The organism is Candidatus Liberimonas magnetica, from assembly GCA_020523885.1.
Lineage (GTDB): Bacteria > Elusimicrobiota > Endomicrobiia > Endomicrobiales > JAFGIL01 > Liberimonas > Liberimonas magnetica.
This window is the reverse complement of the sequence record JAJAPY010000001.1, coordinates 360,094-382,034: the sequence shown is the minus strand read 5'-3', so window position 1 is coordinate 382,034 and position 21,941 is coordinate 360,094. Positions and strand designations below refer to the sequence as shown.

The window sequence follows — 21,941 nt, the reverse complement described above, 5'->3', positions numbered from 1 at the left end:
TCATGAACACACCCATCATTATTGCCGGGCCTACGGGCTCGGGGAAAACCGAAATAGCCGTAGAACTGGCTAAACTGACAAACGGCGAAATAATCTCGGCAGATTCAAGGCAGGTCTACAGATATCTTGACATAGGTACGAACAAGGCCGGCACCTGGGATAATAAACTAAGGCTTAGGACTTACAAGTCCGTCCCTCAGCACCTTACGGACATCATCGATCCTATTGACCCTGCGGAAACATTCAATGCAGGCGAGTTTGCCAAAGCTGCTGAATTGATAATTGAAAAGCTTTCCAAAACAGGTAAAACGCCTATAATAACCGGCGGAACAGGCCTCTATATCAAGGCGATGGTAGACGGTCTTTCGCCAATGCCTGGTGCGGACCAAGCTGTCAGGGAAAGACTTAAAAAAGAATTTTTAGAGTCCGGAGAAGCTTTCCTGTTAGATAAATTAATGAAAGTTGACCCTGTTTCTGCAGAAAAGAACAGGCATAACCCGCAAAGGATCATAAGGGCATTAGAGGTTTTTGAAATAACGAAAACACCAATCTCAGAACTCCAAAAGATAAAAAGCGTTAAAAAATATGGTTTTTTACAGATAGGTTTGTTATGGGACCGGGACGAATTAAATAAAAACTTAGACAAACGAAGTGATACCATGCTTGAATCCGGCATGATAAATGAAACAAAAGAAATTGTTAAGAATTACGGAGATACCTGCCCGGGTTTAAGCGGTATAGGCTATAACCATATAATAAAATATATCAAAGGCCGGATAACCTATGATGAAATGCGCGAGCTTTTTAAAAGAGATATCAGACGCTACGCAAAAAGACAAATAACCTGGTTCAAGAAAGATACCCGTATATCGTGGATATATCTTACTAATTCCACTTTTGATACGCATGCTATAGCCGTGAATATTTTAAAATCCCTTCCAAAATGATATAATTTTCAACAAAAACAAATGGAAAAAGTTATTTTAGTAGGGCTTAAACTACCCGAAACAAGCAGCAAGGAAATAAAAAACTCATTATCTGAACTTGAAAGCCTGGCGCGAACAGCCGGGGCAATACCCGTAAATACGGTTGTGCAAAATCGTGACAGGATTAACCCTGCCTATTTCATCGGGCAAGGTAAAGCCCTTGAAATAAAGGAACTGTTAAAAGAAAAAAACGTAAAAACTGTAATCTTTGATGAAGACTTGAAACCCGTCCAGCAAAGGAATCTTGAAGAACTGATAGGAGCAAAAATTATAGGCCGTACCAGGCTGATCCTTGATATCTTTGCTAAAAGAGCAAGGTCTAAAGAGGGTATGCTGCAGGTTGAGCTTGCCCAACTGGATTATCTCCTGCCGCGTATTACCGAGCGTTTCGGCAGGTTTGAACAGCAAACTGGAGGGATAGGTGCCCGAGGCGGTATCGGTACACGCGGCCCCGGAGAAAGAAAACTTGAAGTTGACCAGCGCCGCGTCAGGGACAGGATTGTGGTTTTGCACAGAGAAATTGAAAATTTAAAGAAACACCGGCAGATAACAAGGCAAAAGAGAATTGATTCCGGCGATGCAACGATCGCCATAGTCGGTTATACTAATGTCGGTAAATCCTCGCTTTTAAATGCCTTAAGCAAGTCTCATGAAGTATATGCAGATAATCTGCTCTTTGCAACTCTTGACCCAACAACAAGGCAGGTAGTTTTACCAGGCGGAAGAACAGTCCTTTTTACAGATACCGTAGGTTTTATCAGGAAACTACCGCATTCTCTGGTAGCAGCTTTCAAATCGACGCTTGAAGAAATAAAATATGCCAATTGCATAGTGCATTTAATAGATGCATCTCAGGAAGCTTACAAGGAGCAGGTTCAAACAACTTTAGACGTTTTAAAGGACATGGATGCACAGGACATCCCCATACTTCCTGTGTACAACAAAACAGACCTCATAGCCATAGGGGTAAAAAACAGGTTAAGACGCGAAAAGAATATATTGATCTCAGCAAAGACAAAAGAAGGGCTTAACACCCTCCTGGCCAAAATTGAAGAGATAGTGATCCCAAAGTTTCGTACCCATAAATTTCTTCTGCCGTATGACAGGATCAAAGACCTATCCAGGATATTTAAGCTTGCCCTGATACAAAAACAGAATTATACGGATAAGGGCATTAGAATAGAGATAAAATGCACGCAAGAACACTGGGAACAAATAAAACCTATAATAACAAATTAGATTGCCCTGTCGCTTGGCTTCTCGCAATGAGTAAAGCAGTGTCCTTGCGAACCGAAGGTGAAGCAATCTCTCTGTTATTGAATTTCTTCCTATGCATCAAGTTAGGGCTTAACCAACTTTGATCCAAATAAATGAGGAGCGGGATGAACAACATAATTGCCATAGTCGGCAGGCCTAATGTAGGAAAATCAACTTTGTTTAATAGGATGATAGGCAAAAAAAAGGCTTTGGTGCATGATATACCCGGGACAACAAGAGATTATACTGAGATGCAGGTCTCCTGGGATGGGAAAAACTTTAATATCCTTGATACCGGCGGTTGGGGAGACGAAAATGACCTTGAATTTTCAAAAGAGATAAAAAAGCAAATGGAGGCTGCCTTAAGCCTGGCTGATATAGTTGTTTTTGTAGTCGACGCCAAAAACGGGCTTCACCCGTACGATGTCCTGCTTAACAACTTTTTAAGAATGCAGAAAAAAAAGATAATACTTGCTATAAACAAGATCGATACGCAGAAAGAAGAGACAAAAGCGCTTGATTTTTACAGTTTGGGTATTGACGAACCGGTAATGATATCTGCTAACCATGGCCGCAATATAAATGAACTGCTGGATAAGATCACGGGCTCCTTATCAAGTAACCCAAGCATACCTTCCTTTGACTCTTCAAAATCTATCCATATTACTTTGATAGGCAAACCGAATGTGGGAAAATCAACATTATTTAACAAGCTTTATAAAAAAGAACGCAGTATCGTTAGCCCAAAACCCGGGACAACAAGGGAAGCGATAGATATAGTTATAGAAAGGGACGGCCAAAACTACGTTTTAATAGACACCCCGGGCCTTCATAAAAAACGAAATTTTAAAACCGACCTGGACTATTTGTCTTCCTTAAGCGCGGCCAGGGCTCTTGAAAGGACTAACGTCGCAGTAATGATAGTTGATGCAGAACAAGGTATAACTGAAACTGAAAGCAAGATAGGAGAATATATCACCGAGAACAGATGTGCCTGCCTGGTCGCTATAAACAAATGGGACCTGATAGAAGGAAGAGAAGACGCTGTAAAAGCTGTTTATGAACAGATCGAACAGAAGTTAAAGTTTATGCCGTGGGCAAAAGTTATTTTTATATCTGCTAAAACCGGACAGAGAGTGGAGAGGATCTTTGATGAAGTAAAAGATATTTATAAAGAATATTCAAGGACTATAGCCCCGGAAGAACTCAGAAAAGTTATCCAAGAGACACAGCTGAAAAAATCCCTTAGTCACAGGGGCGAAGCCCTAAAAACAAAAAGCATAACTCAAACAGGCGTTTGCCCGCCTACATTTAAATTCAAAATGAACAATCCCGAAATACTGCATTTCTCGCATAAAAGATTTTTTGAAAATACATTGAGGAAAATGTTCGGTTTCACAGGAACACCGATAACCCTTAGGTTCTCTAAAGAATAGGATATCTATGGAAATGCTAATTTGGCTTCTTATATCATACCTGGCGGGTTCGATACCTACCGCATTTATAATAACAAAAATAGTAAAAAAAGTGGATATTAGGCAGTGCGGTTCCGGCAACCCCGGAGCAACCAATGTTTTCAGGATAGCAGGTACTGTCCCAGGAATAATTACTCTTTTAATCGACCTTGTGAAAGGCTATATACCGACACTTTTAGCTATAAGCTATTTCGGGAAAGAACAGGTTTTTATCTGGATACTTGTAGGATTATGCGCATTATGCGGCCATATATGGACTGTTTTCTTGAATTTCAAAGGTGGTAAAGGCGTTGCAACGGGTACGGGTATCTTTCTTGCTCTTTTGCCTATCCCAACTTTATATACAGCTGCAATTTTTGCTGTAGTTTTTTTAATTACAAGATATATATCGTTAAGTTCAATAATAGGTTCTATCGCCTTGCCAACCATAGCCTGGCTAAGACATGAACCAAAAACCCTCAACGTTTTTGTCACCCTTGTATGCATCTTGATTATTGTCAGGCATCATTCAAATATAAAACGCCTCTTAAAAGGCGAAGAACTCAAGTTAGGATCGCCAAAGGCGACCTAACCTAAATGCAAAATGAAAATCGCAAAATGCAAAATTGTTTTGTCCTTCCAAGACTTGATTAATTTAAATAAATCGCCAAAAGCGATACCTTAATTTTGAATTTTTCATTTTGCATTTTGAATTTTCTATGGAGTCAATAATGCCGCATAAGATTGCTGTCTTAGGAGCAGGAGCATGGGGGATAACATTATCTTCACTTTTAGGCGAAAAGGGGAACGCTGTAACCCTTTGGGAATTTGACCCTGAACAGGCAAAATTATTAAACGAAAAAAGATGCCTGGAATTTTGTTCTTTTGCAAAAATACCCGAAAATGTTAATATTTCTTCTGATCTGGGACAGGCTTGTGAGCAAAAAGATTTTTTGGTCCTAGCCTTGCCTTCGCATGTCTTAAGAAAAGTTGTTCAGAAAATATCGAGCTTTAATTTAGATTTGTCAAAAACTATTCTTGTTTCGGCCACAAAAGGCATTGAAGAACAAAGTCTGATGAGGATGTCAGAGATAACAAAACTTGAACTACATCAAATTGCCAACAGGATAGCAGTGTTGTCAGGGCCTACAATCGCAAAAGAAGTTGCAGAAAAAATGCCGACCGCCGTAACCATAGCATCGGAAGACACGGGCGTGGCAAGTACTTGCCAGGAAGTTTTTATGACGAATTATTTCAGGGTATACACACATTCCGATGTGGCCGGTGTAGAAGCAGGGGGGTCCCTTAAAAATGTTTTTGCGATAGCTTCAGGTATTTGCGACGGGTTAAATTTCGGAGACAATACAAAAGCGGCTTTAATCACAAGAGGCCTTAGAGAAATGATCTTATTAGGAACAAAGATAGGCGGCCAGCCGTCGACTTTCTTTGGATTGGCAGGGATGGGGGATCTTATCGTAACCTGCCTGTCAAAACATTCAAGGAATAGGCAGTTAGGTGAAATGGTTGGTAAAGGCCTTACTGCTGAGAAAGCGCAAAAAGATATAATAATGATCGCTGAAGGTGTAAAAACATCTAGAAGCGCATACCAGATCGGGTCCAAACTTAAGATCGAACTGCCCATTATTGAACAGGTCTTTCAGGTACTTTACTGTAATAAGCCGCCGAAACTTGCCGTTGAAGAACTTATGTTAAGAGGCCCCAAACCCGAAAAGAGTATGGAAGTCGGCCAAATAATAATTTAATGTTAATAACACCTACGAGGTGGTCCCGCTCTTCGGAGACTCCTCGTAGCTGGCTATAGTTAAGACTACCAACAAATACATAACGGAAATTCCCCTTAAGTATCATCTGCGCCGTAGGCTATGGTTCAAAAGTCAGCGAAGCCTGGCTTAATTATTTAAATGTGACAGGAGAAAGATAATGAACAAAATAGATTTGATCCAGTCTTTAACAAAAGTTCTAAGCACTAAAAAAGAAGCCAAAGATGCCATTGAAACGATATTTTCCGAGATGCAGTTATCATTAAAAAAGGGGGATAAAGTAGTTATCTCCGGTTTTGGAAGTTTTCACCCTTTTACAACCAAAACAAAAAAATGCCGCAACCCCAAAACCGGCGAAACTATGCACATCTCCCCCAGAAAAAAAATCCGCTTCCGCCAAGCCAAAGATTTCTTTTAGCGTCAGATCGAGAACCGCCATTACCGATGCGGGATCGGTAATGGCTATAGACTTGGCTTCTTGCAGTGCGAAAACATGACAAAAGATACAAATAGACGTGAAAATAGGTGTTAATGAACACATACAAATCAAGAAAACAAACCAGATTAAAAGGATATGATTATTCTTTGGACGGGTATTATTTTGTAACAATATGTTCAAAAGACAGAAAGAATATTTTCGGTAAAATTATTGATGCCGTAGGGGCGGGCCTTGCGTCCGCCCACTATAAAATCAGATTATCAAAATTGGGCCAAATAATTGACAGCCAATGGCAAAACATCAAAAAACAATATAATAATGTCGAATTGGGTATTATCATGCCAAATCATATCCACGGTATTATAATTGTTGACAATTCTGTATTGTTACGGGCGGACGCAAGGCCCGCCCCTACGGTGTCTGATATTGTTTGTTCATTCAAATCGAAATGTTCGGTTGAATATTTAAAATATATTAAACAAAACAACCTGAATATTTCGGGTAAAATATGGCAGCGTTCTTTCAATGACCATATAATACGGACAGCAAATTCATTAGAGAACATCCATGAATATATTATGAATAATCCTGCGAAATGGGATGAGGATGAAAATAATAATCAAAAGGGTCAGGCATGTCTGACCCCTACAAGCAACAAATAATTAAAATGTCAATAAATTTGACTATTTCTATATTTAGTCTAAATCTCAATAAATTTGAATAGGGATATATTGTCGCAAAATAGTCGGTATACCTAACAAAACTGAAATCCATTAACTTGACATTTTCATTGCTGTTTGATTTAATGTACATAGTTAAAGATTAACTTTAAGTCTAAGAATTTACTATTCATCAATCTGTCTTAGATTAAGTGAGTCATTAAATCAGGTTTAATAAAAACATTACTATGATATCTAAAGAAATTAAAATTGATAAATCAAGTTTTTCTGTAATATCAGGCATTAATAAAATTGCTTCTGACAGAGGAAGCTATTGGAAAGCAAAAAGTGTTGCTGAGAGATTAATTAATATAGAAACCTTAAGGCAGATAAACTATGGGTATGATCCAGCTACCACAGGACTTCAAAGAGTTTTTGAAATTACTAAACTCAAAAGAAGTTGAATATCTTGTAATCGGAGGATATGCTATAGGATATTACGGATACCCAAGAGCTACGGGGGATTTGGATATCTGGGTAGCAATAAATGAGTCAAACGCACAAAAATTGTTTAATGTATTGAAAGAATTTGGTTTCAATTCTCCTGATATAACGGAATCTATCTTCAAAGAAAAAGACAAAGTAATAAGAATGGGAAACCCTCCTTTAAGAATCGAAATATTGACGTCAATTTCAGGAATAGAATTTGAAAAAGCATATAAAAACCGGAAAATAGAGAAGATAGAAGACATATCTGTTAACTTTATAGGATTTAAAGACCTTATAAAAAACAAGAAAGCCAGCGGAAGGCATAAAGATTTGGATGATGTCGAACACTTGTCGTAAAAAATATGGCTACAATCGAACCTTTAATCCCTGCTAATAAAGAATTTTTTTCTATAGGGGAAGTAACTCGTATCGCTCAAGTCCCGGCTTATGTTTTGCGCTATTGGGAAAGCGAATTTAAGATACTGAGGCCGGCCAGGAGAAACTCCGGACAACGAAAATATACCCGTAAAGATATCGAAATGATATCCAGAATAAAAGACCTGTTGTACGAAAAAAAATTTACGATAGCCGGCGCAAGAAAAGAGATCTTTAAGGACAAAAGAAAAAAAGAACCGCTTCAGCTTAACTTTATTTCAGATAACCCCAACTTGGATATGAAAACAGTTTCTGAAGCAGTCAAAGAACTGGAAGATATTTTAATAATTTTGAAAGAATAATCAATTGTCGGGGCGTAGCGTAGTTGGCTAGCGCACTCCCTTGGGGTGGGAGAGGTCGCCAGTTCAAGTCTGGCCGCCCCGATTTTTTTCCAGTTGGAAACTCCTCCGGCAGGAGCTGGAGATTCCTTTAAATAGCGTGACGCCCCGCCAACATTAACATTTCCACCCAAAAGGCGAATCTGCCTCGGGCATGATATTACAGCCTTGACGAAATTTATTTAGCGGCGGGGCAAATCCACTCCAAAAACACTTTCCAATATTATATTTACCTTAGAAATTTGATATAATATTATAAATTCTCATAAAGGAGCGATAGTCAAAATGAGATGGTTTTTACGATCTAAAATATTTAAAGCAACCGTCACACAAGCAAATATTAATTATGAAGGTAGTATCACGATAGATGATGCCCTGATCAAAAAATCAGGATTAAGGCCTTTTGAAAAAGTGCTTGTAGCAAGCATTACTACCGGCAACAGGCTTGAGACCTATGTAATTGTCGGCAAATATGATTCCGGGATAATTTGCATGAACGGGGCATCTGCACATTTGATTAAAAAAGGTGAAAAGATAATAATTATGGGTTTTGAGCTTTCAAATAATCCCGTTAAACCAAAGAAGGTTTTAGTTGATAAAAAAAATAGATTTGTTAAATACTTATAAGAAACTCTTCTAAGACAGTGTATGAATTATCAAGAAAAATGATAAATACCCAGCTTATTCCAAGGGGAATAAGAGACCGGAATCTCCTTTCTGTTATGGAGAAGATACCGAGGCATATTTTTGTTCCGAAAAACCTGCAAACAGAAGCTTACGAAGACCACCCGTTGCCGATAGGTGAAGGACAAACCATATCCCAGCCGTACATGGTAGCCTGGATGACAGAATCATTAAAATTAACCGGCCTGGAAAAAGTGCTTGAGATTGGTACCGGTTCAGGATATCAAACCGCAATACTTGCCGAACTATCAAAGGAAGTCTATACTGTTGAAACTATAGCATCCTTATCTGTCAATTCGCAGGAAAACCTTAGAAAACTAAATTATAAAAATATTTTTTTTAAGATCGATGATGGAACGATAGGCTGGTCTGATAAGTCTCCATTTGACAGAATTATCGTAACAGCAGGAGCTAATGATGTGCCTCCTCCTTTATTTGAACAACTTTCTGAAAACGGCAGGATGCTTATACCAATAGGCGAGCGGCATATGCAGGACTTGTTTTTAGTTGAAAAAATCAATGGAAAAATGCAGACTGATAATCTTGGGAGTTGCGTTTTTGTTCCGCTTACCGGTAGACATGGGATGAAATACTAAAATCTCATTAAATTTCCAATTAATATTTAAATAATTTGACGGTGCGCTAAAAATTTTGTAAAATCTCAAGGTATTTAAATGTCACGGGGGTTGGCTCAGCTGGTAGAGCGCTCGGTTCGGGACCGAGAGGTCGGCGGTTCAAATCCGCCACCCCCGATGTGCTAATAAGATGTCAAAAATATCAAATATAACAAGAGTACACGCAATTGTTAAAGGAAGTGTTCAGGGCATAGGATACCGCTGGTTTGTACAAAAGACCGCTAATAATTTAAACCTTACCGGTTGGGTTAGAAACCTATCAAATGGAGATGTGGAACTGGAAGCAGAAGGTGAACGAAAAACGTTGGATGAATTTTTGAAATCTTTGAATTATGGGCATAAATGGGCACAGGTCACTGAAATAGAAACCCAGTGGCTGCAGAATGAGAACAGTTATCGTGATTTTGAAATAAGATTTTAGTGACGCTCCTCCTACTGAAGATGGAGGCTTCTTTAATAACGCGGCCTACTGCGATATCATTAATACATTCATTCCCCGATCCCGCTTTGCGGGAGGGGTTTTCAAGTTGCATGTGAAAAATCTCATTTTGGAGACCTTATGGACAAATTCAATCTTGTTCAGCTTTATTTTAAAGAAATAAAAGATATCCCTGCACTTTCACACGAACAAGTAAGAGAATTATGGAAAAAAGCCAGAAAGGGCGATAAAAAATCTCAAAAAAGACTGGTAGAAATGAATTTAAGGCTTGTAATCCCTATGGCAAAGAAATATTATAGAGGCGGAATAGATTTCCTTGACCTGATAGAAGAAGGGAATATGGGGCTTATGAGAGCGGTTGAAAAATTTGACCCAAGAAAAAGGATCCATTTTTCAACCTATGCGACTTATTGGATAGACCAGGCAATCAGGCGGGCAGTCGAAGAACAAAGCAAAGTGATAAGGATACCTCCGCATGTCTGGGATGCTCTTCACAAATGGCTTAAGAACTGGGATTCATTGCAGGAGCAATTCGGACGTAATCCTACGTTGTCTGAAATGGCAAAAAGGCTGGATCTTTCACCTAACCAGATAGATAATATCCTTAAAGCATCAAAGATAACTCAAGGTACCAGTTCGCTTGAAACACCCATAGATGATGAAGGAAATCTATTTATTCGAGATATAATCTCAGATAAAAAAAGTTCTTCCCCAGAATCTATAGCGGAGTTGTTAAGGACAAACTCAGAAATAGACCAGGCTCTTGCCCATCTGTCGTTAAGGGAAAGGAAAATAGTTGAATTGCGTTTCGGGCTTAATAACAAACAACCTTATTCCCTTGAAAAAGTAGGGAGTTTGCTTAAGATATCAAGAGAAAGAGTTAGACAACTTGAAGAACGGGCCATCCGAAGGCTTAAATCGATCGCTTTAAGGATGAAACTAATAGAATTTGATGCAAAAACAGCTTAATAAGAGAGGGCATTAAATGCAAAAAAAAATCTTAGACCTGAAAAATTCTATACGGGATATCCCTGATTTTCCAAAAAAAGGAATTCTGTTTAAAGACATTACGACCCTTCTTAACCAGGGTAAATTATTTCATTACGTGATTGACCAGTTCGCTTCATATTATCAAACTAAAGGCATACAAAAAGTTGTGGCTATAGAGTCCCGGGGATTTATCTTCGGAGCCACTCTTGCATACAAACTAAAAGCAGGGTTTGTGCCTGTCAGAAAAAAAGGCAAACTGCCTTTTAAAACCCTCGCTTCGACCTATCAATTGGAATACGGGACGGACACCCTTGAAATGCACGAAGATGCGCTCATGCCTGATGAAAAAGTCTTGATTATAGACGACCTGCTCGCTACAGGCGGGACTATAAGTGCAACTATTGACCTTGTAAAAAAATTAAGCGGAAAAATAGTCGGGCTTGCATTCCTTATCGAATTATCGTTCTTGAAAGGCAGGGATAAGTTAAAGGATTACGACATACTGACTTTGATACAATATTAATAGGATATCTTTATATTTTAGTTTTAATTTTTCATTTTGTCCCGGTTAAAACCGGATACTGATTTCAATCGTGAATTTTTAAATTTGAGTTAATTGAAAAACTCTGTTTTTTGCCTTTTTGTCATTCCCGAGTGCTGTTATCGGGAATCTATTATTGACGAAAACTATAGATTCCTGCTTTCGCAGGAATGACATAAAAGGGGTTTTTTCAACCATCTCAATTTAGTAAATGCCCTGGTAGCTCAACTGGATAGAGCAGGTCCGTCCTAAGGACAAGGTTGGAGGTTCAAGTCCTCTCCGGGGTAATTATTTCAGCAGGATATTAACAGTTTTTTATTCACTAAAGGACCTAGATGATAGATTTACATTCACATACATTATTTTCCGATGGAGTATTATTACCTTCAGAACTTATATACCGTGCAAAAGCGAAAGGTTATAGCGCCATAGCCTTGACAGATCACGGAGATATATCAACGATAGATTTTATTATACCCCGCATTGTAAAAGTTTCCAGAGTAACCGGTAAATATTATGGCATTAAAGTAATACCCGGTATTGAATTGACATATGTACCTGTTAAACTCATTAAATCTGTTGTAAAAAAAGCCCGTAGGCTCGGAGCAAAAATAGTTGTAATTCACGGCCAATCACCTGTCGAACCTGTCCCTCCTGGAACAAATAAGGCCGGGATACTTTCAGGCGCAGATATAATAGCACATCCGGGTTACATCAGTGCAGACGATGTAAAACTTGCAAAAGCCAGGAACGTTTTACTGGAAATTACCTCCAGAAACGGACATAACAAAACCAACCGGCACGTTGCAAAACTGGCGAAGAAATACAATGCAAGCCTCGTTTTGAACACTGACACCCATACCCCTGAAGACCTGCTAACCGAAGAAAAGATAAAGAAAATCCTAAAGATGAGCGGTTTAAAAAAATCAGATTTTGAAATAATGCAAAATACAGCAAATAAATTAATATCTAAAATTTTATAAACCCCGGTTCTAACGGGATATTTGGAGCATAAAATATGGCTGACACAACCCGGCAGCAAATAAAAAAAGACGAGCTAAATGAATTAGTATTAAAAATTATTTTCTGGATAAAAAACAACCGCACCCTGTTTTTAAATGTGTTAGGCATACTTGCGGGTATAATAATATTTACATCATTTTTTCTTGTACGTCTTCACACATTAAAATTAGGTGCGGTGGACAAACTATCCATCGCTCAAAGCCTATTTTATCAGGGCGATTCCCAGAAAGCTGTCCCTATGCTTGATGAATTAATAAGGTCTTACCCTAAATCAGATATCTCATCCCATGCCAGGATGAACTTGGCCGGTTATTATATGGACCAGATGGATTTTCAAAAGGCAGAGGATTTTATAAAACCCAACATAGATAGTGCAAAACCAAAACCTATAATACCTTTATCATTGGCAGAACTCGGGGCGATACAAGAAAACGCACAAAAATATAAAGAGGCTATAGAAACCTATAACCAGTTCCTGAACAAATTCCCGGAACATTTTTTTGCTCCCAAAATATACGAATCCCTTGCAAGGGTCTATGAGCTTACAAATTCTTTGATGGAAGCAAAAGCATCATATGAAAAACTGGTGGCATTATACCCTACATCACCCTGGGCTCAACGAGCGCAGGAAAGAATAGACATAATCAACCAAAGCCCACAATTCAAAAAATAACAAGTTAATCCCTTGGGGAACTTGTCGATTTACACAGATTAACAAGGACTTATATGAAAAATTTAATTTTAAAAAAGCTTTATCTTGCCTTACTGTCTGTTATACTATTTCCTGTTTTTCTTCATGCTGACAAATTGGACATTGACACAAACTATCGTATCCGCGGGATCAGCTACCAAAATAACCGTTTTGACAATTCAATCAATGATTCAATAAGTTATTACAGCCAAAGGATGCAATTATCGATAAAAGGTAATTTTTCGACAAATATTGAGATAGGAACTAAAATAACTGCGCTGGGTGTTGCCGGAAGCACAAAAACAGTATTTTCTGTTTTAAAAACGACTTTCCCTTATCAAAATGCCAATTTTGTGCCTTTCATTGAAAATGTATATTTTAAGGTAAAAGATTTAGCAGATATGCCTGTAGAGCTGACCATAGGAAAACAAAGCCTTGAGTTTGGAGACGGGCTTGTTCTTTCAGATAATGGCTTAGGATATTTTGCTTTCCGTATTACTGCAAGATATGAAAAACCATGGCCCTTAAAACTTGATGTTTTTACAGCTAAAGTTACAGATAACCTAAGGCCCACCTCAGACAGAGATTTGTACGGCGGAGTAGGCAGTATAACTTTGAAAAAGAATTTATTAGAACTTGGATATTTTCAGGACGTAGATCATTCAGGGTCATTTTATAACCAAAACAGGACTAGTTCAATTATTAAGAATTTTATAAGCTTGCGCCTGGGAAGACAGGAAAGATTCATGAATTATCAGTTAGAATATGTAAAGCAAGCCGGCCAGGTTTCAGAAATTAACGGAACAAATATAACTTTTGACGGTTTTGGCTATGTTGCAAGAGGGGAACTGATCGGAGAAAGAACAAAATTGGGCAAGGTAGCAGCTCATGCCCTGCTGGCTATTAACAGCGGCAATAGCGATGTATCAGGTAATACGGATGGCTTATTCTCACCCGACCTGACTAAAAGATATGACGGGCTTGAAAGAGTAGGTTACGGAAAGCTCTTTGCTGCATCTCCTTTTGATGCGTTTTTTGAGATACCGAGCAGTTATTCAGGGATCGACACTTTAGGTGTTGGATCTGAGTTGTCACCGTGGTATGGGTGGACATTCGGAGTAAATTATTTCCTGTACTCCGCATCCCAGGGACCTAACGGCGCTCCTGTTGCTTCCGGATTTGAAAGGATATTCGGCGCTGAATTCACCTTAGGAATAGAACTTGATCTAAGTGCCCAGTATGTATTTTCAAAATACTTAGCAACCCAGTTCTCCTATTCCCGCTATACACCTCCGGCTATTCAGGGATATTACTGGTCGAAAAGAGACCCTGCCACATTCTATAATCTTGAGATGCTCGCTAAATTTTAATCGTAAAACAGACGCTTCGAGGAATAAATTTGAAAAAGATATATCTTGCTTTTTTATGGCACAACCACCAGCCAATATATAAAAACCCTTCTACAGGAATATACGAACTGCCCTGGGTCAGGTTGCATGCCTGTAAAGATTACTTCGATACCGCTGCCATACTTGATGAATTTCCAAAAATCAGGGCAAATTTTAACCTGGTTCCTTCCCTTATGATCCAGCTCGATGAATATGCAAAAGGCATTGCCCGTGACAAATACATGGATATGACCTTAAAAAAAGCTGCAGAATTAAGTTTAGATGAAAAAGTATTTATCCTGCATAATTTTTTCATGGCCAACTGGGAAACGATGATTTTCCCTTATCCCAGATATAAAAACCTTCTTGAAAAAAGAGGGAAACATATTTCAATCGATGATCTAAAAAGGATCCAGAGTTATTTTAGGATACAGGATATGCTCGACCTCCAGGTTTGGTTCAATCTTTCATGGATGGATCCGTATTGGAGAGAAAATGATGAGTTAGTGTCATCTTTGTATAAAAAAGGCGAAAACTTCACGGAAGAAGATAAAAAGGCACTCATCGATAAACAGCTGTCAATTTGCGGGCTTATAATCAATAAATATAAAGAATTGCAGGACAAAGGACAAATTGAAGTATCGGTGACTCCTTTTTACCATCCGATATTGCCTCTACTGCTTGACACTAATAATGCCCGGATATCAAACTCTAACACAGCACTTCCTAAAAACAGGTTCCAACACAGGAAAGATGCACAGGTACAGATTCAAAAAGCTGTAAATTATTACAAGGAGAAGTTCGGGAACCCTCCGAAAGGCATGTGGCCTTCTGAAGGTTCGGTATCCGAAGACTTGATCCCTCTGCTTACTGAAGCCGAAATAAAATGGATAGCTACTGACGAGGAAATCTTATTCCACAGCCTGACAGAAAATGGCGGACGAAATAAACTTTTCAGGCCTTATAAAATTGATATTTTCAACAGCGACCTAAATATAGTTTTCAGGGACCATGCGCTTTCTGATGCGATAGGTTTTATTTACAGCAAATGGGACCCCAAATTCGCAGTAAAGGATTTTATAAACAAGGTCCACTCTATACGCATGTCTCTGGAAAATTCCGTAGAAAATAATTTGATTTCAGTTATACTTGATGGGGAAAACTGCTGGGAGTATTACAGTAATGACGGCTGGGACTTCCTGCGCTGCCTGTACCAAACTATTTCAGATGACCCTTTAATTGAAACAGTAACTATCAGCCAATATATCCAGGAGAACCCACCAACTGAAAAACTAAAAAGGCTTTGGCCCGGCTCATGGATCAACGCTAATTATGATATTTGGATAGGCCATCCTGAAGATAATACGGCCTGGGATTATTTAAACGAAACCAGGCTGTTCTTGACAGATTATGTTTTAAATAATCCTGAAAAAGAAAACTCAAAAGAAGTATTGTCAGCCTGGGAAAATATCTATATTGCAGAAGGCTCTGATTGGAACTGGTGGTACGGGGACGACCATTCTTCGGGAAATGACGAGATCTTTGACTACCTTTTCAGGCAGTACCTGATAAACGTATACGAACTCTTAAAACTTAAAGCACCGGATTACTTATTCAAATCAATAAAGGGCATAGCGCGTAAAACACCGACATTAGAACCTATAGATCTTATAAGCCCCACGATCGATGGTAAAGTTACAAATTATTTTGAGTGGCATTCTGCCGGCTACTACCAAGTCGGGCATAGCGGCGGTTCGATGCACCAGGTTGAAACACTCTTGAAAGAACTTTATTATGGTTTTGATCTTAAAAATATTTATTTAAGGCTTGACTTCCATGCTCCAATTCTTGCAGTTATCGAGAATTTGAGCTTCAAGATAATATTTTTTATTCCTGAAAAAACGGAGACTGTGCTTTCCTTTACAGCTGATGGTAACATTAAAGAATTTTATATTACTACTCCATTAGGTAAAGAGGACTTATCTACGGCAAAAGCAAAAAAGATCATTGAACTAGCCGTGCCTATAGAAAACTTAAAGCTTAGCCAAGATAATAACACTATAGAGTTCAATGTTGTAATCCTGAAAAATGGGTCAGAGATAGAAAGATGGCCGTATCAAAGTTCAATTATTATGCCAAAGCCGTCGGAGAATATCTCGCTTAAGACCTGGGCAACTTAGCTTTTAATATTTTATTATATAATTGTATTAGTTTTAATATCAGGAGGCATTGATGCGTCCAAGAAAAAAAATCATAATCTTAACCAGGCCAGAGGCACATTTTATTGAATCATTTTATTTTCAAAAAATAAAATATGGGATTGATACAGCCCTTGAAAATACAGATTATGAAGTTATGATGTACCAGCAAACCAGCAATTTCCTTGATAACCTGGATAAAAATGACATTAAAAACGTCGGAGTCATTAATATCTCACCCCACGTTAACTGTCCGTCAATTCAAACCCTTATAACAAAGAAGATACCGTCTATCCTGGTAAACTGCCGGTCAGACAGCCTGAGCTGGGTAGATTCTAATAGCAAGCACGGGGTAAAGGTTGTTACTGAACACCTTATAAGTCTTGGCCATAAAAAGATATTCTTTATAAACGGATTTTTAGAAAGCCAAAATGCTATTGACAGGTTGGAAAGCTTTAAGGAAGTCTTATCCCTGCATAATATCAAATTTAACCCTGAACTTGTAATGAACTGCGATTTTAGTATTTCTTTAACTTATGAAAGGGTAAAAAACCTGCTTAGCAAAAATATAAAACCTGATTTTAGCGCTATATTCGCTTCAAATGACCTTATGGCTGTTGGCGCAATAAGGGCCCTTGCTGATATGGGTATAAGTGTTCCTCATGGAATGGCTGTGGTTGGTTTTGACGATTTTGACTTTTCAGCAACTTATCACATCCCTTTAACAACCTATAGGCAACCCTTTCATAATTTTTCTTTCTTGGCAACAAAGTTCTTACTGAAGAATTATGAATCTAAAGCCAACACATTATACCAATTTGAGCTTATTGGCGAGCTTATTATCAGGAATTCCTGCGGAGCAAAAATAGAATAGAACCATTTTTAAGAGGCTTTAATTCGGGGGGGGGGTACTTAAATTACATTTACTATTGGATGTTCCTTTTACTCAATAAATTAATTCTAATTTAGATCATTACAGCTCAACAACTTTTCCAAAACTTTCCTGCTTTTTATTATCTTTCTAATTATATTTTATAGCTATTGCTTTCAATCCAGAGTCTTGAGCTGAAGAAATACTATACTTTACACTTTTGTTAATACCTTTTGAAATATTCTTTTTTATTATAATAGCATCTGCGCCAACTTCTCTTGCCTTCTCTTTCGCTTTTCTCATATTCGTTATATCAGAACCATCATTTACTTCTATTTCACATATTTCTATATAGTCAAAATTTGTATTGCTAGCACTATATACTTCTATATCTGATGGTTTTGTATTTTCAGAAAGATGCTTTGGTGCTACTAAATTCGAACCTACTATTATTAACATAATTAATGGCATTACTAGTATTTGCATGATTATATTTTATCCTTTTTAAAAAAAATAGTCAATACCCTGTGAGCTATTTATTTTCCTATGATTATTTTCAATATAGCTTTCTATCTTATTCATATATTTGTATTCTTATATTACTATTCTTATATGGAAATATAATATAATTATTGTAAAAACCTTGAAAAATCATCTTCTATATAATATCAAGAAACTATAATGTTTTTTCTTAAATACTTATTAAACTGCTAATAATAGCTATTGATGAATGTTCCGATAAGTTATATTATGTTTTGTTATATATGTATTGTACCGTTTTTGTTATGTTAATGTATTGCTTTAACTATACTATGTTATTGTGCTATAATCTATTATTCTTGCACTGTATATAATATTCTAATTTAACTTTTTAATTATAGCACTCTATTTTGATAGCTTTTATTTCGACTTTTTTCAATTTATTTTAAAATTTGACTTTTTTTAGGTTCTTTTGCTTAAATCGGGTTTACTATTAATAAACTATCCGATAAATCTTTTTTTCATTGCCTTTACCAAAAAATACCATAAAAGTATGGTTTCCTGTATTAAAATACTTAAATTTTAACCCTCGCAAGTTTTTTTGCCAAAAATGCTTTATTTTTAGAAATACTACTATATCATCTAATCTTGATTCTTTAAAAATCATTAGTAATAATACATTCTATAAATTCTATCAAAGGCAAAAAAACACTTAAGGAAATTATTTTTGGAAAAAATCGAAAAAACCATATAACCTTATGTTTTTTAAGGGTATAAAACCATTGCTTGATATTTTTATGGGCCTAAAATCGAATATTTGATGTTTTATCGACGATGAAATTGGAATGGGTGTAAATTTATGAGGTTTTTAATACTTGGGAATGACAATTTTATAGGAATAGTACTTTTGCTTTTATATCATCAATACTTGAAAAAGTGATAAGCCCTAAGGTTGGCTGATCGTTGAAAATATTCATGGCCGGTGAACCTGGGTTAAAACAAAGAATACCATTTACAACTTTATTAAAAGCTTTGTGAGTATGTCCAAAAATCAATATGTTTATTTTTTCTTTAAAGAAAGGTAACAACTTTTTTGGAAAACCAAAGGGGGGGCCAAAACCATGTATAATACCTATGGAGACACCGTTTAGATTAAGTATTTTTGTTTTAGGTAATTTAGCTATTACCTCAGGTAAATCCATGTTTCCGCAAACGGCTTCAACTTTTGAAATATTTTCCAGCATATCTATAACATTTAAAGATACGAGGTCTCCCGCATGAATAATGATGTCCGAACCTGAAAAATGTTCTCGTATTTTTTCAAAGGGTGGTTTTGATTTAAAAGACGGGTAATGTGTATCAGAAATAACACCTATCTTAAAGGTTTTCATATGCAGCTTTTCAGGAAGGGTCTTCTTGCTTTTTGTCAGGATAGATTATGCCTACACCGATAATAGTATAACCGCCCAGTATAAGAAAAGGAGATAGCTTTGATGCCCAGTTTTGTCCGTAAGAGTCTGTCTTTGTAAGTATATAAAACCCGGCTATAACGATCAATATACCGGAAAAAATAATCTTTTTCCCCATTTTAGAAATTCCATGTATTTTAGTCTCCATAGCAGAGTTTGAATTTACGTTTTGTTTGTTTTTTTTACTCATAAGATCCCTGCCTTTTCAATTATTCTGGCATTATTAAAATATAACTTCTTTTAAATAGAGGCCTTTACCGGGTGCTGACGGGCCTATCGTTGTCCTTCTCCCTCTTTTAAGCATTACCTGTATATTTTCCGGTTCGATTTTCCCCATACCGACATCTACCAGCGTCCCGACAATATTTCGTACCATATGATTTAAGAACCTGTCGGCTTTAAAATTCAAAACTATATGCTTATTTTTGGATTTAATGCTTATATTCTCTAAATTAACCCATTTGTTCGTTGAAGATGATTTTGACCCGCAAAAAGCATTAAAGTCGTGTTTCCCTGAAAAATATTTAAATGCTTCTTTTATCTTCTTCTTGTCCAGCTTTTTTTTGATATGCCAGGAATGATTTTTGGTCCAGATATTTTTGTCAGGGCTGTTCCATATCCTATATTCATACACTTTATGCTTTGCATCGAACCTGGCGTTAAAATCAAGCCCTGCTTTTCCAATTTTATTTATTGCTATGTCTTCCGGAAGAGTGGCATTTAAGGATGCCTTGAGCATAGAAAGGTCATAATTCTTATTTGCAAGGATATTTGCTGCGTAGGCTAACGCATGAACTCCGCTGTCAGTCCTGCTTGACCCTATAAGCTTTATATCCCCCAATATCTTTTTAGCTGCCTTTTCTATTTCTGTAAAAACTGTCCTTCCCTCCAGCTGTTTCTGCCAGCCCAGGAAATTAGTGCCGTCAAATTCAAAGAACAGAATATAATTATATTTAAATTCAACCATTAACCATATCTGAAAATCTTACCAATTCTATTTTTTGTGCAATCAAATAATCTTTCAGTTTTGGCTGGCAGCAATTTGCAAGCTCCGCTTCGCGCCAGATTTCGCCATAGCCGGGATGGGTCATAAGCTCTGCTAAAACATAATTTTCATCAATGTTTCCCCAATACCACCCTTCTATAAAATGGTCCACTGTTTTTAATCCGTTATCCTTGCAGATATTAGACGAGTTTTCAAAATCCTGCCTGTTTAAATAGAACTTCTCAAAAATTCTGACAACCGGTATTTTAAATTCCTTTGCCAGTTCACAGACAACGGTAAAAACCTTAGGGTGCAGGTGTGCGTGATGATGGCTGTCGATATGGTCAGCTTGGAAACCAAACGAATAAAATTTATCAAGCTGTCTTCTTACCTCGCTTTTCAATTCATTTATATCCTGGTTCTGATCATACATCTTAACTATCTGTCCCAGAGTGTGGTCTATTTCAAAATATTTATCGAGGTCAACATGAAGCCCAAGCCCGAGCGCGGAGTTTTCTTTCGCAAGCCTCACTGCTTCAGGCGTGCTTTCCTTATCAACAAAAAGAGAAGCACTGGTAACAAGCCCGTTTTTATGCGCGTAAATCACACCTTTGTTCACGTTTTCTCTGTATCCGAAATCGTCAGCATTGATTATAAGTTTTTTCATACTATTCCTTTAAAAACAAGCGCTTCTGCTATCTCTACGGCGTTTAGTGCTGCTCCTTTTAATAGATTATCAGAAACGACCCAAAAAGTCAACCCATTTTTTGCCGAAATATCTTCCCTAAGCCTGCCTACAAAAGTTACTTGTTTATGTGCCGCATCAATAGGCATAGGGTATTTATTATTTTTAGGATCATCTATCACTTCTACTCCGGGAGCTTTTAAAAGTAGCTCAGTCGCTTGTTGCGGAGTTATTTTCTTATCTGTCTCTATCCATACAGACTCTGAATGTGCGCGAAAAACCGGTACCCTTACACAGGTAGCTGAAACATTAATTGAGCTGTCACCCATTATTTTCTTTGTTTCATTTACCATTTTCATCTCTTCCTTTGTATAACCATTCTCTGTGAAAACATCTATTTGAGGGATTACGTTAAAAGCGATCTGATAAGGAAATTTTTTAAATGCAGGCATCGCTTCTTTCCTTGACCAGGCGATAGCCTGCTCCTCAAGATCTACTATGCCGTTCCTTCCAGCACCTGAAACAGCCTGATAGGTAGAAACTATCACCCTCTTTATTTTTACAGCATCATGTATAGGCTTAAGAACAACCACCATCTGGATGGTCGAACAATTAGGATTTGCTATTATTTTTTTGCCGGTACTAAGAACATCAGAATTTACTTCAGGGACTACCAACGGGATGCCGGGTTCCATGCGCCAGGCACTTGAATTGTCAATTACAAAACAATTCTCTTCGGCAAAAACAGGGGCAAATTCCTTTGATACGGCCCCTCCTGCACTGAAAAGCGCTATATCTAAACCCTTGGAAGTTTCCTTAGAAAGTTCCTTAACCTCTATATCTTTCCCACGGAATTTTAGTTTCTTCCCTGCAGATTTTTTTGATGCAAGCAGCCTTAGCGTATCAACGGGAAAATTCCTCGCTTCTAACATCTTGATCATTTCCTGCCCGACCACGCCTGTCGCTCCTACAACTGCAACTTTATACTTTTTATCCATGATTTTCTGTTCCTTTCCTTTACATT

26 protein-coding genes and 3 tRNA genes are annotated in these 21,941 nt (G+C 37.5%); 23 read left to right on the top strand and 6 right to left on the bottom strand.

Features of this window, described 5'->3' with window-relative positions; translation table 11 throughout:
* Positions 1-2 precede the first annotated feature (2 nt).
* From miaA to LHV68_01135, 23 genes are all read left to right on the top strand, one after another.
* Positions 3-947, top strand: a complete 945-nt coding sequence (miaA, locus tag LHV68_01245; protein MCB4790490.1) for a tRNA (adenosine(37)-N6)-dimethylallyltransferase MiaA — start codon at positions 3-5, stop codon at positions 945-947.
* A gap of 21 nt (positions 948-968) precedes the next feature.
* Complete coding sequence (gene hflX / locus LHV68_01240; protein MCB4790489.1) at positions 969-2,225, top strand: GTPase HflX; 1,257 nt, start codon at positions 969-971, stop codon at positions 2,223-2,225.
* Positions 2,226-2,368: 143 nt separating this feature from the next.
* Positions 2,369-3,679: a ribosome biogenesis GTPase Der gene (gene der, locus LHV68_01235; protein ID MCB4790488.1), complete on the top strand. Its 1,311-nt coding sequence runs from the start codon at positions 2,369-2,371 to the stop codon at positions 3,677-3,679.
* Between the two features lie 7 nt (positions 3,680-3,686).
* Positions 3,687-4,289 (top strand): glycerol-3-phosphate 1-O-acyltransferase PlsY, encoded by a 603-nt coding sequence (gene plsY, locus LHV68_01230; GenBank protein MCB4790487.1) that lies wholly within the window; start codon positions 3,687-3,689, stop codon positions 4,287-4,289.
* Between the two features lie 139 nt (positions 4,290-4,428).
* On the top strand, positions 4,429-5,460 hold the full coding sequence (locus tag LHV68_01225) for an NAD(P)-dependent glycerol-3-phosphate dehydrogenase (protein MCB4790486.1): 1,032 nt from the start codon (positions 4,429-4,431) through the stop codon (positions 5,458-5,460).
* Positions 5,461-5,638: 178 nt separating this feature from the next.
* Positions 5,639-5,896, top strand: a complete 258-nt coding sequence (locus tag LHV68_01220; protein ID MCB4790485.1) for an integration host factor subunit beta — start codon at positions 5,639-5,641, stop codon at positions 5,894-5,896.
* A 113-nt stretch (positions 5,897-6,009) separates the two neighbouring features.
* Positions 6,010-6,579 carry a transposase gene (locus LHV68_01215; protein MCB4790484.1) on the top strand — a complete coding sequence of 190 codons (570 nt, stop codon included), beginning with the start codon at positions 6,010-6,012 and terminating at the stop codon, positions 6,577-6,579.
* A 245-nt stretch (positions 6,580-6,824) separates the two neighbouring features.
* Positions 6,825-7,040, top strand: coding sequence for a hypothetical protein (locus LHV68_01210; GenBank protein MCB4790483.1), 216 nt, complete (start codon positions 6,825-6,827; stop codon positions 7,038-7,040).
* The gene (locus LHV68_01205; GenBank protein ID MCB4790482.1) at positions 6,979-7,422 is read left to right on the top strand and encodes a nucleotidyltransferase; all 444 of its coding nucleotides are present in this window, start codon (positions 6,979-6,981) and stop codon (positions 7,420-7,422) included. The genes LHV68_01210 and LHV68_01205 overlap by 62 nt, the downstream gene beginning before the upstream one ends.
* 5 nt (positions 7,423-7,427) lie before the next feature.
* Positions 7,428-7,802 carry a MerR family transcriptional regulator gene (locus LHV68_01200; GenBank protein MCB4790481.1) on the top strand — a complete coding sequence of 125 codons (375 nt, stop codon included), beginning with the start codon at positions 7,428-7,430 and terminating at the stop codon, positions 7,800-7,802.
* A gap of 8 nt (positions 7,803-7,810) precedes the next feature.
* Positions 7,811-7,884, top strand: a tRNA-Pro gene (locus tag LHV68_01195).
* A gap of 239 nt (positions 7,885-8,123) precedes the next feature.
* On the top strand, positions 8,124-8,465 hold the full coding sequence (locus tag LHV68_01190) for an aspartate 1-decarboxylase (GenBank protein MCB4790480.1): 342 nt from the start codon (positions 8,124-8,126) through the stop codon (positions 8,463-8,465).
* A gap of 17 nt (positions 8,466-8,482) precedes the next feature.
* Entirely contained in the window at positions 8,483-9,118 is a 636-nt protein-coding gene (locus LHV68_01185) for a protein-L-isoaspartate(D-aspartate) O-methyltransferase (protein MCB4790479.1), read from the top strand.
* An 84-nt stretch (positions 9,119-9,202) separates the two neighbouring features.
* Positions 9,203-9,275: transfer RNA gene (locus tag LHV68_01180), tRNA-Pro, on the top strand.
* Positions 9,276-9,287: 12 nt separating this feature from the next.
* Positions 9,288-9,578 carry an acylphosphatase gene (locus LHV68_01175; GenBank protein ID MCB4790478.1) on the top strand — a complete coding sequence of 97 codons (291 nt, stop codon included), beginning with the start codon at positions 9,288-9,290 and terminating at the stop codon, positions 9,576-9,578.
* A 138-nt stretch (positions 9,579-9,716) separates the two neighbouring features.
* Positions 9,717-10,565: a sigma-70 family RNA polymerase sigma factor gene (locus LHV68_01170; protein ID MCB4790477.1), complete on the top strand. Its 849-nt coding sequence runs from the start codon at positions 9,717-9,719 to the stop codon at positions 10,563-10,565.
* 16 nt (positions 10,566-10,581) lie between these two features.
* Positions 10,582-11,109 (top strand): adenine phosphoribosyltransferase, encoded by a 528-nt coding sequence (gene apt, locus LHV68_01165; protein MCB4790476.1) that lies wholly within the window; start codon positions 10,582-10,584, stop codon positions 11,107-11,109.
* 231 nt (positions 11,110-11,340) lie between these two features.
* Positions 11,341-11,414: transfer RNA gene (locus LHV68_01160), tRNA-Arg, on the top strand.
* A 48-nt stretch (positions 11,415-11,462) separates the two neighbouring features.
* Positions 11,463-12,110, top strand: coding sequence for a histidinol phosphate phosphatase domain-containing protein (locus LHV68_01155; protein MCB4790475.1), 648 nt, complete (start codon positions 11,463-11,465; stop codon positions 12,108-12,110).
* Between the two features lie 35 nt (positions 12,111-12,145).
* Complete coding sequence (locus LHV68_01150; protein MCB4790474.1) at positions 12,146-12,823, top strand: tetratricopeptide repeat protein; 678 nt, start codon at positions 12,146-12,148, stop codon at positions 12,821-12,823.
* 53 nt (positions 12,824-12,876) lie between these two features.
* Positions 12,877-14,211: a hypothetical protein gene (locus tag LHV68_01145; GenBank protein ID MCB4790473.1), complete on the top strand. Its 1,335-nt coding sequence runs from the start codon at positions 12,877-12,879 to the stop codon at positions 14,209-14,211.
* Between the two features lie 29 nt (positions 14,212-14,240).
* Complete coding sequence (locus LHV68_01140) at positions 14,241-16,409, top strand: glycoside hydrolase (GenBank protein ID MCB4790472.1); 2,169 nt, start codon at positions 14,241-14,243, stop codon at positions 16,407-16,409.
* A gap of 52 nt (positions 16,410-16,461) precedes the next feature.
* Positions 16,462-17,301 (top strand): substrate-binding domain-containing protein, encoded by an 840-nt coding sequence (locus LHV68_01135; GenBank protein ID MCB4790471.1) that lies wholly within the window; start codon positions 16,462-16,464, stop codon positions 17,299-17,301.
* A gap of 147 nt (positions 17,302-17,448) precedes the next feature.
* On the opposite strand, the gene LHV68_01130 is transcribed toward LHV68_01135, so the two are convergent.
* From LHV68_01130 to LHV68_01105, 6 genes are all read right to left on the bottom strand, one after another.
* A complete protein-coding gene (locus LHV68_01130) occupies positions 17,449-17,784 on the bottom strand; it encodes a hypothetical protein (GenBank protein ID MCB4790470.1) in 336 nt (111 codons plus the stop codon).
* A gap of 884 nt (positions 17,785-18,668) precedes the next feature.
* A complete protein-coding gene (locus tag LHV68_01125) occupies positions 18,669-19,169 on the bottom strand; it encodes a metallophosphatase family protein (GenBank protein MCB4790469.1) in 501 nt (166 codons plus the stop codon).
* Between the two features lie 10 nt (positions 19,170-19,179).
* Positions 19,180-19,437, bottom strand: coding sequence for a hypothetical protein (locus tag LHV68_01120; protein MCB4790468.1), 258 nt, complete (start codon positions 19,435-19,437; stop codon positions 19,180-19,182).
* A gap of 33 nt (positions 19,438-19,470) precedes the next feature.
* Entirely contained in the window at positions 19,471-20,214 is a 744-nt protein-coding gene (gene truA / locus LHV68_01115) for a tRNA pseudouridine(38-40) synthase TruA (protein MCB4790467.1), read from the bottom strand.
* Positions 20,207-20,899 (bottom strand): ChbG/HpnK family deacetylase, encoded by a 693-nt coding sequence (locus LHV68_01110; protein MCB4790466.1) that lies wholly within the window; start codon positions 20,897-20,899, stop codon positions 20,207-20,209. Before LHV68_01110 ends, truA begins: the two co-directional genes overlap by 8 nt.
* A complete protein-coding gene (locus LHV68_01105) occupies positions 20,896-21,915 on the bottom strand; it encodes an aspartate-semialdehyde dehydrogenase (protein MCB4790465.1) in 1,020 nt (339 codons plus the stop codon). Before LHV68_01105 ends, LHV68_01110 begins: the two co-directional genes overlap by 4 nt.
* Between the last annotated feature and the right edge of the window lie 26 nt (positions 21,916-21,941).

Coding starts and splice junctions, on each gene's coding strand:
- der (MCB4790488.1), top strand. CDS start 2,369: ATGAACAACATAATTGCCATAGTCGGCAGGCCTAATGTAGGAAAATCA.
- LHV68_01190 (MCB4790480.1), top strand. CDS start 8,124: ATGAGATGGTTTTTACGATCTAAAATATTTAAAGCAACCGTCACACAA.
- LHV68_01205 (MCB4790482.1), top strand. CDS start 6,979: ATGATCCAGCTACCACAGGACTTCAAAGAGTTTTTGAAATTACTAAAC.
- LHV68_01155 (MCB4790475.1), top strand. CDS start 11,463: ATGATAGATTTACATTCACATACATTATTTTCCGATGGAGTATTATTA.
- LHV68_01220 (MCB4790485.1), top strand. CDS start 5,639: ATGAACAAAATAGATTTGATCCAGTCTTTAACAAAAGTTCTAAGCACT.
- LHV68_01125 (MCB4790469.1), bottom strand. CDS start 19,169: ATGAAAACCTTTAAGATAGGTGTTATTTCTGATACACATTACCCGTCT.
- LHV68_01210 (MCB4790483.1), top strand. CDS start 6,825: ATGATATCTAAAGAAATTAAAATTGATAAATCAAGTTTTTCTGTAATA.
- LHV68_01110 (MCB4790466.1), bottom strand. CDS start 20,899: ATGAAAAAACTTATAATCAATGCTGACGATTTCGGATACAGAGAAAAC.
- plsY (MCB4790487.1), top strand. CDS start 3,687: ATGGAAATGCTAATTTGGCTTCTTATATCATACCTGGCGGGTTCGATA.
- LHV68_01200 (MCB4790481.1), top strand. CDS start 7,428: ATGGCTACAATCGAACCTTTAATCCCTGCTAATAAAGAATTTTTTTCT.
- LHV68_01150 (MCB4790474.1), top strand. CDS start 12,146: ATGGCTGACACAACCCGGCAGCAAATAAAAAAAGACGAGCTAAATGAA.
- LHV68_01170 (MCB4790477.1), top strand. CDS start 9,717: ATGGACAAATTCAATCTTGTTCAGCTTTATTTTAAAGAAATAAAAGAT.
- LHV68_01145 (MCB4790473.1), top strand. CDS start 12,877: ATGAAAAATTTAATTTTAAAAAAGCTTTATCTTGCCTTACTGTCTGTT.
- LHV68_01120 (MCB4790468.1), bottom strand. CDS start 19,437: ATGAGTAAAAAAAACAAACAAAACGTAAATTCAAACTCTGCTATGGAG.
- hflX (MCB4790489.1), top strand. CDS start 969: ATGGAAAAAGTTATTTTAGTAGGGCTTAAACTACCCGAAACAAGCAGC.
- truA (MCB4790467.1), bottom strand. CDS start 20,214: ATGGTTGAATTTAAATATAATTATATTCTGTTCTTTGAATTTGACGGC.
- LHV68_01215 (MCB4790484.1), top strand. CDS start 6,010: ATGAACACATACAAATCAAGAAAACAAACCAGATTAAAAGGATATGAT.
- LHV68_01135 (MCB4790471.1), top strand. CDS start 16,462: ATGCGTCCAAGAAAAAAAATCATAATCTTAACCAGGCCAGAGGCACAT.
- miaA (MCB4790490.1), top strand. CDS start 3: ATGAACACACCCATCATTATTGCCGGGCCTACGGGCTCGGGGAAAACC.
- LHV68_01175 (MCB4790478.1), top strand. CDS start 9,288: ATGTCAAAAATATCAAATATAACAAGAGTACACGCAATTGTTAAAGGA.
- LHV68_01105 (MCB4790465.1), bottom strand. CDS start 21,915: ATGGATAAAAAGTATAAAGTTGCAGTTGTAGGAGCGACAGGCGTGGTC.
- apt (MCB4790476.1), top strand. CDS start 10,582: ATGCAAAAAAAAATCTTAGACCTGAAAAATTCTATACGGGATATCCCT.
- LHV68_01225 (MCB4790486.1), top strand. CDS start 4,429: ATGCCGCATAAGATTGCTGTCTTAGGAGCAGGAGCATGGGGGATAACA.
- LHV68_01130 (MCB4790470.1), bottom strand. CDS start 17,784: ATGCAAATACTAGTAATGCCATTAATTATGTTAATAATAGTAGGTTCG.